The following is a 13459-nucleotide window of genomic DNA, read 5'->3' as shown; positions in this document are numbered from 1 at the left end:
AAAACAAACCCAATGAGTGTCTTGACAAACCATTTCAATACAAAATACAATACTGCGCCTTTTTCAAAAATTAAAAACGCAGATTTTATTCCTGCTTTCCAAAGAGGAATCGAATTAGCCAAAAACGAAATCGATGCTATTATTAGAAACCCCCTCAAACCCACTTTCGAAAACACAATTGAAGCTTTGGCTTTCAGCGGTGCTGTTTTGGATAGGATTTCAAGTATTTTTTTTAACCTAAATTCGGCAGAAACGAGCGACGAAATGCAAAAAATTGCCCAGGAAGTTTCTCCATTATTGTCTGAATTCGGGAATGATGTTCGACTAAATGGCGATTTGTTTGCAAGAGTAAAAGCAGTGTACGAAAAACGAGACAAATTAAAACTTAACACGGAGCAAACTAGGCTTTTAGATAAAAAATACAAAAGTTTTTCTAGGAATGGAGCCAATTTATCGGATAATAAAAAGGTGCTATTACGAGAAATCGACAAAGAATTATCGAAATTGAGTTTGCAGTTTGGCGAAAATGTTTTAGCTGAAACTCAAGCTTTCAAATTGCATATTACTAACGAAAATGATTTGGCTGGTTTGCCGGAAGGAACTCTAGAAGCTGCACGTTCTTTGGCGAAAAACCTAGAAAAAGATGGCTGGATTTTCACTTTGGATCATCCCAGTTACCTTCCGTTTGTGACCTATGCCGATAATCGCGAATTGCGTAAAAAAATGGCCATTGCCTTTGGCGCAAGAGCTTTTCAGAACAACGAATTCGACAATCAGGAAATAGTTTTAAAAATTGCAAAATTGCGTTTCGACAGAGCGCAAGTTTTGGGTTATGCCACGCACGCCCATTTTGTTTTGGAAGAAAGAATGGCTGAAACTCCAGAAAAAGTAATTTCTTTTTCGAATGATTTATTGGCCAAAGCCAAACCCGCAGCCGAACGAGAATTTGCTCAATTAACCGCTTTCGCAAAGAAATTGGACGGAATTGACCAATTAGAAAAATGGGACGGTGCGTATTATTCAGAGAAATTAAAACAACAATTATTCCGTTTGGATGATGAAATATTAAAACCGTATTTCCAATTGGAGAAAGTTTTAGATGGCGCTTTTGCAGTCGCACAAAAACTATATGGAATCACATTTGAGGAAATTATCGAGATTGACAAATACCACCAAGACGTAAAAACCTTCGAAGTAAAAGATGAAGATGACGAATTAGTAGCTGTTTTCTATACCGATTTTTTTCCAAGAAAAGGGAAACGCAACGGGGCTTGGATGACCTCTTTCAAATCACAATACATAAAAAAAGGCGTAAACGAAAGACCCCATATTTCTAACGTATGTAATTTTACTCCTCCAATTGTATCTTCTGAGAATACGGAAGCTAAACCTTCCCTTTTAACATTCAACGAAGTGACGACCTTGTTTCACGAATTTGGCCATGCTTTACACGGAATATTAGCCAATACCACTTATCCAAGTTTATCTGGAACATCGGTTTATTGGGATTTTGTGGAATTGCCAAGCCAGATTATGGAAAACTGGTGTTACGAGCCCGAAGCTTTGGCTTTGTTCGCTTATCATTACAAAACTGGCGAAATGATTCCGATGGAATTAGTGCACAAAATCAAGGAAAGTGCTAGTTTTCAGGAAGGAATGGCCACAATGCGCCAATTGAGTTTTGGATTACTAGATATGAGCTGGCACGGTCAAGACCCTTCAAATATTACCGATATTAAAGCATTCGAGACAGAGCAATTTACAGCCACGCAATTGTATCCTGCCGTGAAAGAAAACGCAATGAGTACTGCTTTTTCGCACATTTTTCAGGGAGGCTATTCTTCTGGATATTATAGTTATAAATGGGCGGAAGTTCTGGATGCAGATGCTTTCGAATATTTTCAAGAAAAGGGGATTTTCAACAAGGAGGTAGCGACAAAATTCAAGGAAAATGTACTTTCAAGAGGCGGAACCGAACATCCAATGATTTTGTACAAACGCTTTAGAGGACAAGAACCAAAGCCGGAAGCATTATTGAAACGAGCGGGGTTGTTGTAAATCATAAACCGAAGGCAGCAATGCTTCGGTTTTTTTATTGGATGAAAAGCAATAAAATCCACCAAAATATCGGCACGCTTTCGACCCAAAAAGAAGTGTAATACTTGGAGCGTTTTTCATTGACAAAAAACAGAAATAGACCTATTACATTGGCAACCACAAAAATCAATATCAATTGCAATACAGAAGATTGAAAATTAATATTGAAATCGGTGTTGCTATTGGAAATTTCCAATCCACAAAAAATAATCAATAAAACATATCCAAGAAATTTAGTCCGCTTCACTCCTATTTGTTGTGGAACAGTTTTTAAATGAGGATCATCATTCGCCAAATCAATGATTTCAAATATGAGTATCAACACAAAAACGAGAATAAACCGTTGGACACATTTTAAGTAAAAATCGGAAGTTATTGAAATTCCGGCATCCACAATGGGCAATACCAGAGTTACTCCAACCCAACATAAAGCTACAATGTAAATTTTTACACCAGCCCAATTTCGGGCGTTTTTTTTATTTGGAAAAAAGGGGAGCGTGTATAATAAGGTAAGAACCAAAAAAGCAACAGCAATAATTTGCGTAATACGTTGCAAGTGAAAAAAGTAAAATCCAACAGCAAAAAAAGAAAAAAAACTAAAAAAAATGATGGCTCTTAAGCTGCTTCGCAATTGTAATTTATTAGCTCGAACTAAGCCGTCATATTTTACAAAATTATAACCTACAATAGTTCCAAAAAAACCAAAATAGGCCAGTGTTTCATCAGGAGAAATTTGAAACATTTGTTGAGTCACACGAACTAGTGCAAAACAAGATAATGCCACGTGAATACTGCTGTCAATATAAAAATTGAATGCTTCTTTAAAAAATTTCATTGAACAAAAATAACAAAACTGTTAATAAAAATACGTTTTGGTTGAAAAATTACTAAAAATCAATTGCTTAGGACCTCTTTTTTCTGATAATAATCCATAAATTTGCGCTTCAAAAAAACAACACTTTTATTACTACATGAAAACAGATGCTTTTGCTTTAAGACACATTGGGCCAAGAGAAAATGATCTTCAAATTATGTTAAAAACAATTGGAGCAGCAACGCTGGGCCAATTAATTTCTGAAACCATTCCAAATGACATTCGCTTAAAAAATGGCTTAGATTTAGAGCCGGCAATGACTGAATATGAATTTTCAAATCATATTGCTGCGTTGGGAAATAAAAATAAAATGTTCCAATCCTACATTGGTTTGGGATACAATCAAGCCATTGTCCCTGCTGTAATTCAAAGAAATATTTTTGAAAATCCAGGTTGGTACACAGCTTACACGCCATATCAAGCGGAAATTGCACAAGGTCGTTTAGAAGCCATTTTGAATTTCCAAACGATGGTTATTGAATTAACTGGAATGGAAATCGCCAATGCTTCATTATTAGACGAAGCTACTGCTGCGGCTGAAGCTATGGCGTTATTATTTGATGTTCGTTCCCGTGACCAAAAGAAAAATAATATTTGTAAATTCTTCGTTTCTGAAGAAATTTTACCTCAAACGTTATCCGTTTTACAAACACGTTCTGCTCCAATCGGGGTAAAATTAGTGATTGGAAACCACGAAAAGTTCGATTTTTCATCTGATTTTTATGGTGCCATTCTTCAATATCCGGGAAAATTTGGACAGGTTAGCGATTACGCAGGATTTATTGCTAAAGCAAAAGAAAACGAGATAAAAGTTGCCGTTGCAGCGGACATTTTGAGCTTAGTAAAATTAACACCCCCAGGAGAAATGGGCGCCGATGTAGTTTTAGGAACCACGCAACGTTTTGGAATTCCGCTAGGTTACGGTGGTCCTCACGCTGCCTATTTTGCGACTAAAGACGAATACAAAAGAAGCATGCCGGGAAGAATTATTGGCGTGACTGTTGACACGGATGGAAATCGTGCACTTCGGATGGCATTGCAAACTCGAGAACAACATATTAAACGCGACAAAGCAACTTCTAATATTTGCACGGCACAAGTTTTATTATCGGTAATGGCAGGAATGTATGCTGTTTTCCACGGCCCAAAAGGCCTGCAATATATTGCCAATAAAATTCATGCTTTGACAGCGACTTTGGCAAACGAATTAGAAAAATTAGGATTACAACAAACTAATACTGCTTTCTTTGACACTATTGTCATTAAGGCTGATGCCAAAAAAGTACGCTCCATAGCAGAACAAAACGAAGTCAATTTTTATTATATTGATGACAATACGATTTCAATTTCATTGAATGAAACTACAAGTATTGCCGATTTGAATAAAATTATTTCAATTTTCGCTTCTGCAAAAGATACGCAGGCAACCACAATTGTGAAGTTATCAGAAACCATTCATTTTCCTTCAAATTTAGAAAGAACTTCAACTTTCTTACAATACGATGTTTTTAATAAATACCATTCAGAAACAGCTTTAATGCGTTACATAAAAATGCTGGAGCGAAAAGATTTATCATTGAATCACTCAATGATTTCCTTAGGTTCGTGTACTATGAAGCTGAATGCAGCAGCAGAAATGTTGCCTTTAAGCAATCCACAATGGAACAATATTCACCCTTTTGCACCATTAGATCAAGCACAAGGATACCAAGAAATGTTACGAAAATTGGAACAACAATTAAATGTGATTACTGGTTTTGCAGGTACAACTTTACAACCTAATTCGGGAGCTCAAGGAGAATATGCTGGACTTATGGTTATTCGTGCGTACCATCAATCTCGTGGAGATCATCACAGAAATATCGCTTTAATTCCATCGTCGGCACATGGAACAAATCCAGCTTCGGCGGCCATGGCAGGAATGAAAGTTATTGTTACTAAAACATTAGAAAACGGAAATATTGACGTGGACGATTTGCGTGAAAAAGCAATTCTTCACAAAGACAATCTTTCTTGTTTAATGGTAACTTATCCATCTACTCATGGTGTTTTTGAAAGTGCTATTAGAGAAATTACGCAATTAATTCACAATAATGGCGGGCAAGTTTATATGGACGGTGCCAATATGAATGCGCAAGTAGGTTTGACAAATCCAGCAACAATTGGAGCAGACGTTTGCCACTTGAATTTACATAAAACTTTCGCAATTCCTCACGGTGGTGGAGGTCCTGGTGTAGGTCCAATTTGTGTTGCACCACAATTAGTTCCATTTTTACCATCGAATCCATTAATTTGTACTGGAGGAGAAAATGCAATTACTGCCATTTCTGCAGCGCCTTGGGGATCAGCTTTAGTGTGTTTGATTTCTTATGGATATATTTCAATGTTAGGTGCAGAAGGAGTTACAAATGCTACAAAATATGCGATTCTAAATGCCAATTATATTAAAGAGCGTTTAAACGGTTATTATGATACTTTGTATTCTGGCGAAATGGGACGTGCAGCTCACGAAATGATATTAGAATGTCGCCCTTTCAAACAAAAAGGAATTGAAGTAACTGATATTGCCAAACGTTTGATGGATTATGGTTTCCACGCACCTACGGTTTCATTTCCTGTGGCTGGAACATTGATGATTGAACCAACCGAAAGTGAAAACTTGGAAGAATTAGACCGTTTCTGCGAGGCGATGATTGCTATCAGAAAAGAAATTGAAGCAAGCACTTTGGAAGATCATGATACCGTTTTGAAAAATGCGCCACATACATTAAGAATGCTAACTGCCGATGTTTGGAATTTTCCTTATACCAGAGAGCAAGCCGCTTTTCCATTGGAATATATTGCAGAAAATAAATTCTGGCCAACGGTTCGTAGAGCAGATGATGCATATGGAGATAGGAATTTAGTTTGCAGTTGTGCCCCAATTGAAGCCTATATGGAAGAATAACACTCCACTTAAATGTCTCGAGAAATTAAGACATTTTTTAAATAAAAACATTGAGAGACATTCAATCACGAGAAGATTTGCATCTATTAATGAGCGAGTTTTATCTAAAATTACTGGCTGACAGTAAAATAAACTTTATTTTTATCAAAGTGGCAAAGATAGATTTGGCACCCCATTTATTGGAATTGGTCGACTTCTGGGAACAAATCCTTTTTGATACGGGAAAATATAGAAAAAATGTGCTCCAGATTCACACCGATCTAAATCAAAAAACAAGACTCTCGGAAGAACATTTTTCCATTTGGCTCCACTATTTTAATAAAACGATTGACAAAAACTTTGCTGGTCTAATAGCTGAAAAAATGAAAACTAGAGCATTATCAATCGCAACCGTAATGAAGATTAAATTATAGATTAAATTCAATTTTCACTAAAAGCCTGTTTTTTATTAGAAATACAGCCTTTTATAATTATATATTTGCAAATTATGTTTTATATAAAAAAATCATTTTTTATATTTAAATTTGTGTAAAAATTTTTTATTTATTTCCAATGAAAATAAAAATAACCGGAATAGGAAGTTACATTCCCGAAACAATTGTTGCCAATACTGATTTTGACAAACACATCTTTTTAAATGAAGATGGCAGTCTATTTGGCTCTCCCAATGAGACAATCATAGAAAAATTTAAAAGCATAACCGGAATCGAAAAAAGACGATATGCCGCACCTGATCAATGTTCGTCAGACTTGGCTTTTTTAGCTTCTGAAAAAGCAATTGAAAATGCAGGAATCGATCCTGATACCATCGACTATATTATTTTTGCACACAATTTCGGCGATATCAAATATGGAACAAGTCAATCAGATCTAGTTCCTAGTTTAGCCGCTCGCGTTAAACAAAAACTCCAAATAAAAAACCCTAAATGCGTAGCCTACGATATTATTTTTGGATGTCCTGGTTGGATAGAAGGCGTGCTTCAAGCAAATGCTTACATAAAATCCGGAATGGCAAAACGATGTTTGGTAATTGGTTCTGAAACTCTTTCGAGAATAATTGACCCACACGACAGGGATTCAATGATTTATTCTGACGGAGCAGGAGCAACAATAATCGAAGCTTCCGATGATGAAACCGGAATGTTGGCCTACGAAAGTGCCACTTTTGCTTATGAGGAAGCTGGTTATTTATTCTTTGGAAAATCATACAGCCCAGATTTAGACGAAGATGTTCGCTACATAAAAATGTATGGTCGAAAAATATATGAATTTGCTTTAAGCCAAGTTCCAGCAGCAATGAAAAGTTGCTTAGACCAAAGCGGATTAGACATTAATGACGTGAAAAAAATCCTGATTCATCAAGCTAACGAAAAAATGGATGAAGCAATAATTCATCGTTTTTACAAATTATACGACAAATCTGTACCTAAAGACATTATGCCAATGAGCATTCACGAACTTGGAAACAGCAGCGTGGCGACCGTTCCTACTCTTCTGGATTTATTGATTCAAGGAAAAATAGAAAATCAAGAAATCCACAAAGGAGACGTTGTTATTTTCGCATCCGTTGGAGCAGGGATGAATATTAACGCCTTTGTTTATAGATATTAATTTCATTTGAAGCAATTTCCCGCTATCCGTTTCAATCTTTTTTCGGCAAAAACCTCAAAAAGGATTTCCACTGCTATCGGGGCTAAAAAACCAATATGTACGAGAAAACTTTTCCAAATAAACGATTCAACCGCACTTTAGAATTTCTAAAAAAACACATTTCCACAACCGAAATCATCTTGGATTTAGGCGTGGAAAATCCTTTTTCTAAAATAATGGTTGGAAACGGATACACTGTAAAAAATACTACAGGAGAAGACATTGACAACAATCAAACCGCATTGCAAAACGAAAACTACACTGTTTTTACCGCTTTTGAAATATTTGAACATTTATTAAATCCCTACACCATATTAGAAAATGTAAAATCTGATAAATTACTTATTTCAATTCCTTTAAGATTGTGGTTTTCTCCAGCTTATCGAAGCAAAATAGATATGTGGGACAGACATTATCACGAATTTGAAGATTGGCAATTGGATTGGCTTTTAGAAAAAACAGGTTGGAAAATAATCGACAGATCGCAATTTACCCATCCCGTAAAGAAAATTGGTTTTCGCCCATTTTTAAGGTTAATTACACCAAGATATTATATTGTTTACGCCGAAAAAATAAAATAAATAGCTTTGTCGAAGTTTAGAACATTGACAAAGATTAAAAAAAAAAGAGTAAAAAAAATTTAATGAATTTCTACATCGTCATCCCCGCACATAACGAAGAAGCATTCATTGCATTAACATTGCAATCCTTGATTTCGCAAACGTTCCTGCCAAAAAAAGTAGTGATTGTGAATGACAATTCCAACGATAAAACTGCCGAAATAGTCTTAGCTTTCTCCAAAGAAAATTCATTCCTTACTTTAGTAAACAAAACTTCCGAAGCCATTCATATGCCAGGAAGCAAAGTGATTCAAGCTTTTCATAAAGGATTTGAAACCTTAGATAATGACTATGACATCATTGTAAAACTGGATGCCGATTTAATTTTGCCCAGCAATTATTTTGAACGAATTGCATCTATTTTCGAAGAAGATCTAAAAGTGGGAATGGCTGGCGGATTTGCCTACATCGAGAAAAAAGGCGATTGGATTCTGGAAAATCTTACTGATAAAGATCATATTCGTGGCGCTTTTAAAGCTTACCGAAAAGAATGTTTCGAACAAATAGGAAACTTGAAACCAGCAATGGGTTGGGATACCGTTGATGAATTACTGTGTAAATTTTATGGTTGGAAAGTGGTTACCGATGAAAGTTTGAAAGTAAAACATCTGAAACCAACAGGTGCCAATTACAATAAAACCGCCCGTTACAAACAAGGAGAAGCTTTTTACACCTTGGGGTATGGATTTTTTATAACAGCAATAGCTTCTGCTAAATTGGCGATGATGAAAAAGAAACCTTTTCTCTTTTTGGATTATATTCAAGGTTTTTTGAAGGCTAAATCGGCACGAACTCCTTTGTTGGTTACCAAGGAACAAGCCAAATTCATCAGAAATTATCGTTTACAGAAAATGAAAGAGAAATTATTTTAATATTTCGTCTCGCTGTAATTAAAAACAAAATCTAAAATTCCAACAAAATAGAGTATTTTTGCATACTAGTATTCTTTACTGAATATTGCAAATTGTAAACTGAACACTAAAAAAATGATGCTTCTTCGCTATTTGTCACAGATAGGAAAATATTTTTTGATGTGGAAAGAAATTTTCAACAAACAGACAAAATGGCCTGTGATGAAAAATCTTATCTACAAAGAAATTGACGACTTAATTATTGGATCACTTGGAATTGTGGCTTTCATTTCCTTTTTTGTTGGAGGCGTTGTTTCAATTCAAACAGCACTTAATCTTAACAATCCATTAATTCCAAAATACCTCATTGGGTTTGCGACGCGACAATCCGTAATATTAGAGTTTGCCCCAACTTTTATCTCCATTATTATGGCTGGAAAAATGGGTTCGTTTATTACCTCGAGTATAGGAACAATGCGTGTTACAGAGCAAATAGATGCTTTGGAAGTTATGGGAGTAAATTCGCTTAATTATCTTGTTTTTCCAAAAATTATCGCCCTGCTCCTTTACCCTTTTTTAATAGGAATAAGCATGTTTTTAGGAATTCTTGGGGGCTGGATGGCGGCAGTTTATGGAGGTTTCACATCGAGTATTGAATTTATCAATGGTGCACAAATGGAATTTAACCCATTTCATATTACTTATGCTTTTATTAAAACATTGATATTTGCCATGTTATTGGCAACAATTCCCTCTTTCCATGGTTATTATATGAAAGGCGGCGCACTCGAAGTAGGAAAAGCAAGTACAGTTTCATTTGTTTGGACATCAGTGACTATTATTTTAATAAATTATATAATAACCCATATGTTACTAGGCTCATGATAGAAATAAAAAACGCAGAAAAATCATTTGGAGGCAGCAAAGTTCTTAAAGGTGTTTCGGCTATTTTTGATACTGGAAAGGCAAACTTGGTTATTGGACAAAGTGGTTCTGGCAAAACGGTCTTGCTAAAAAGTCTACTGGGAATTCATACACTAGATGTAGGAACAATTTCATTTGACGGCAGAATATATTCTGAACTTAAAGAAGATGAGAAAAGAGCGTTACGAACAGAAATAGGAATGGTTTTCCAAGGAAGTGCTTTGTTTGATTCGATGACAGTAGCTGAAAATGTGGGTTTTCCATTGAAAATGTTTACCAACGATGACAATTCAAAAATTCAGAAACGGGTTGATTTTGCTCTAAAAAGAGTCAATCTAGTTGATGCACACAACAAATTACCGTCGGAAATTTCAGGTGGAATGCAAAAACGGGTAGCCATTGCTCGTGCTATAGTAAATAAACCAAAATATTTATTTTGCGACGAACCCAATTCTGGTCTAGATCCAAATACAGCCATTTTGATTGATAATCTTATCGAAGAAATAACCAATGAATACAATATCACGACCGTTATTAATACCCACGACATGAACTCAGTAATGGAAATTGGAGATAAAATAATTTTTTTAAAGAATGGTTTTAAAGAATGGGAAGGTGCCAAAGAAGATATTTTTAGAACCGACAATCAAGCTATTGTCGACTTTGTGTATTCCTCAAATTTATTCAAAAAAGTTAGAGAAACATACCTAAAAGTCTAATTAACTGGTTTTCTATTTAATATTTTTGTTTTATATCCTGTCCAATTTATTAAAACTACCCCAAATAAAATTATGAATAAGGCCAATAGTTGCTTTGTATTTATAGTTTCATTGGCAAACATCCAACCTAAGAGAATTGCAATTACTGGATTTACATACACGTAAGTTCCAACTTGAATTAATGGACGCTTAGTGATCAACCACATATAAGCCCCAAAAGCTAAAATTCCAAAAATAGCAAGATAGGCGGTGCTTAGCCAAGATAATAAAGATACATTGCCAACTTGAAAATCTTTCATTTCCCCCATAAAATAGGAGATTCCTAAACAAATAATTCCCGCAGAAATAAATTGTAAAGAAACATTCATCAAAGTAGACAAGGTTGTGGGATAGTATCTTGAAAACAAGGAGCCTAATGTCCATAATATCCCCCCAATTGTAACAGTGGCAATTCCCAATACGAAATGTTCCGAAACAATAGAGTTATTTCCTTCGAAAAGTATAAATACTCCCGAAAAACCAATGATTAATCCCATTAACGTGGTAACATTGGAGAAATTTTCTTTCCATTTTGGGAAATCTAGTATCAGAAACCAAAACGGCAAAATACAAAACACAATCGACACTATTCCTGAGGCAACAAATTGTTCTGCCCACATTATAGAACCTGTTCCGCCAACAAGCAAAAGTGTTCCGTATATAGAATTTTTCAAAATGTCGTTTCGTTGTGGCCAAATCAAATTCCCTTGCTTTTTGAGCGGACCAAGCAATACTAACCCTGACACTACGAATCGAAAACCCATCAACATAAAAGGAGGAATTGTTTCTAATCCCAAAAAAATGAAGTAATACGTACTTCCCCAAATGATGTAAATAGCAGCAAAAGCTAGATAAATTAAGGGTTTATTTTCTTTTTTTGGCACTGAATTTTATCGTTGAATTAAGATTTTGAACAAGTTTTAAAACAATTTTATCTTAGAAACAATTCCTTTTATTTCCTGCTCTTTACTTTTAGGGTAAATTAACAAAACATTGTCCTTGTCAACAATAATATAATCTTCAAGTCCATCAATAATTACCAGCTTATCTTTGGATGTACTGATAATATTACTCGTAGCATTTTGCAATAAAACCGTAGCATTTACCACTGCATTATTATTTTCATCTTTATCTAATTTTTCGTGCAAAGAACCCCAAGTACCTAAATCATTCCAGTCGAAAGTAGCAGGAAGAACATAGACGTTCTTGGCCTTTTCCATCACAGCATAATCAATGGATATGTTTTCGGCCAATGCGTAGTTTTCTTCGATAAAAGATTTTTCTTCAGCCGTGTTGTAGCTTTCAAATCCTTTAATAAACAAGCCACTCATTCTTGGCTGAAATTTCTCAAAAGCTTCGGTGATTGCTTTCACACTCCAAATAAAAATTCCCCCGTTCCACAAAAAATTTCCACTATTAAGGAAAGATTTTGCCGTTTGATAATCGGGTTTTTCGCGAAATTGCGACACTTTTTTTACAGAATTAGTATCCGTTTTATTATATTCAATATAACCGAAACCCGTGTTTGGAAATGTTGGTTGGATCCCGAGAGTCATCAACGCATTTTCTTTGGAACAAAAATCAAAACATTGTTGCAAATTTTCGGAAAAAGCATTTTCATCTTCTATCCAATGATCGCTTGGCGCTACAACCATAACCGCGTTGGGATTTTGTTTTTGAATTTTTAGTGAAGCGTATAAAATACAAGGCGCAGTATTTCGCATTGCCGGTTCGAGCAGGACTTGCTCTTGTTTCACCATTGGTAATTGTTCTAAAACAATCGAATTGTATTTCTCGTTGGTTAAAATCAGAATGTTTTCGACCGGAATAATTTTAGACAATCGACTAAAAGTTTTTTGGATTAGGGTGTCACCCGCACCCAACATATCGTGAAATTGTTTTGGAAATTCAGCAGTGCTTACCGGCCAAAATCGTGAACCAACACCACCAGCCATTAATATTGCGTAATAATTTTTATTCATTTTTTTAGTTTCAATGTTCTAAACTAATCTGTTTTTTTATTAATGATGTAAATGTATTTATTATATGAAAAAAAGATTAGATATTTTAGAATGCCGTTTTCTTTCTTTGAATCTTCTATTGCTATCGAAAAACAACATTAACCGGGAATTATTTCCACCTCGGCATTTGGATTAAAAAGATACGTTTTTCCGGAACATATTTCCAAGCATTCGAAACGTTTAGTTCTTAAGGCTCCCTTCTTAAAAATCTTTCCGTTATGAATCCTAAAAACACTTCCGTAAGGAATTTCAAAGATATGGTTTTTATCGTTTTGTATGTCAAATTGTTTGAGTGCTAGGGATAAAGTTGCATCAGTGTCGCTACTAGCAGAGGGGTTTTTGAAATGCCGTGCCAATAATGGCAATAAATGATGCGGGAAAATCTCCGGGCGAATAAACGGAACCATCAATCTTTGAAAGGAATATTTCCACTCACTTCCATGAGGCTTGATATTGCGGCCGAATTTCTCAAAGGCAACCAAATGTGAAATTTCGTGAACCAGCGTAATCAAAAATTTGTATTTATTCAAACTTGCATTGACCGTTATCTCATGTTTACCACTCAATCCTTTTCGATAATCTCCATGCCGAGTCACGCGTTCATTTACGATTTTTAGATGCACTTGATTGACCACGATCAATTCGAAAACTGGTTTCACGGCGTGTTCGGGTAAATATTTTGAAAGGGTTTCGCTCAAGATAGTTATGAGTTATAAA

12 protein-coding genes are annotated in these 13459 nt (G+C 35.3%); 8 read left to right on the top strand and 4 right to left on the bottom strand.

From position 1 onward, the window contains the following. Positions 1-12 precede the first annotated feature (12 nt). Entirely contained in the window at positions 13-2058 is a 2046-nt protein-coding gene (locus AABM59_RS06790; protein ID WP_338408222.1) for a M3 family metallopeptidase, read from the top strand. 34 nt (positions 2059-2092) lie between these two features. Here AABM59_RS06790 and AABM59_RS06785 read toward each other — a convergent pair whose 3' ends face one another. Further along, positions 2093-2932 carry a hypothetical protein gene (locus AABM59_RS06785; protein WP_338408221.1) on the bottom strand — a complete coding sequence of 280 codons (840 nt, stop codon included), beginning with the start codon at positions 2930-2932 and terminating at the stop codon, positions 2093-2095. A 136-nt stretch (positions 2933-3068) separates the two neighbouring features. Between AABM59_RS06785 and gcvP the strand changes: the two genes are divergently transcribed. The 7 genes from gcvP to AABM59_RS06750 all read left to right on the top strand — a co-directional run bounded on the left by gcvP (position 3069) and on the right by AABM59_RS06750 (position 10682). After that, the gene (gene gcvP / locus AABM59_RS06780) at positions 3069-5918 is read left to right on the top strand and encodes an aminomethyl-transferring glycine dehydrogenase (RefSeq protein ID WP_338408220.1); all 2850 of its coding nucleotides are present in this window, start codon (positions 3069-3071) and stop codon (positions 5916-5918) included. Positions 5919-5968: 50 nt separating this feature from the next. Further along, a complete protein-coding gene (locus AABM59_RS06775) occupies positions 5969-6331 on the top strand; it encodes a group III truncated hemoglobin (RefSeq protein WP_338408219.1) in 363 nt (120 codons plus the stop codon). Positions 6332-6470: 139 nt separating this feature from the next. Beyond that, the gene (locus tag AABM59_RS06770) at positions 6471-7529 is read left to right on the top strand and encodes a ketoacyl-ACP synthase III (protein ID WP_338408218.1); all 1059 of its coding nucleotides are present in this window, start codon (positions 6471-6473) and stop codon (positions 7527-7529) included. Positions 7530-7624: 95 nt separating this feature from the next. Continuing rightward, complete coding sequence (locus AABM59_RS06765) at positions 7625-8149, top strand: methyltransferase (protein WP_338408217.1); 525 nt, start codon at positions 7625-7627, stop codon at positions 8147-8149. A 62-nt stretch (positions 8150-8211) separates the two neighbouring features. Further along, positions 8212-9060, top strand: a complete 849-nt coding sequence (locus AABM59_RS06760) for a glycosyltransferase family 2 protein (protein WP_338408216.1) — start codon at positions 8212-8214, stop codon at positions 9058-9060. 114 nt (positions 9061-9174) lie between these two features. Beyond that, positions 9175-9924 carry an ABC transporter permease gene (locus AABM59_RS06755; RefSeq protein WP_338408215.1) on the top strand — a complete coding sequence of 250 codons (750 nt, stop codon included), beginning with the start codon at positions 9175-9177 and terminating at the stop codon, positions 9922-9924. Then, positions 9921-10682, top strand: coding sequence for an ATP-binding cassette domain-containing protein (locus AABM59_RS06750; protein WP_338408214.1), 762 nt, complete (start codon positions 9921-9923; stop codon positions 10680-10682). Before AABM59_RS06755 ends, AABM59_RS06750 begins: the two co-directional genes overlap by 4 nt. Here AABM59_RS06750 and AABM59_RS06745 read toward each other — a convergent pair. The 3 genes from AABM59_RS06745 to AABM59_RS06735 form a co-directional block, all read right to left on the bottom strand. Then, positions 10679-11605, bottom strand: coding sequence for an EamA family transporter (locus tag AABM59_RS06745; RefSeq protein ID WP_338408213.1), 927 nt, complete (start codon positions 11603-11605; stop codon positions 10679-10681). The two genes, AABM59_RS06750 and AABM59_RS06745, sit on opposite strands and share 4 nt — an antisense overlap. 36 nt (positions 11606-11641) lie before the next feature. Further along, positions 11642-12703, bottom strand: coding sequence for a mannose-1-phosphate guanylyltransferase (locus AABM59_RS06740; protein WP_338408212.1), 1062 nt, complete (start codon positions 12701-12703; stop codon positions 11642-11644). A 137-nt stretch (positions 12704-12840) separates the two neighbouring features. Then, positions 12841-13440: a SprT-like domain-containing protein gene (locus AABM59_RS06735; protein ID WP_338408211.1), complete on the bottom strand. Its 600-nt coding sequence runs from the start codon at positions 13438-13440 to the stop codon at positions 12841-12843. Positions 13441-13459: the final 19 nt, after the last annotated feature.

The organism is uncultured Flavobacterium sp. (assembly GCF_963925185.1).
GTDB lineage: Bacteria > Bacteroidota > Bacteroidia > Flavobacteriales > Flavobacteriaceae > Flavobacterium.
The sequence above is the reverse complement of the archived record's forward strand: the minus strand, read 5'-3'. Positions and strand labels throughout refer to the sequence as shown.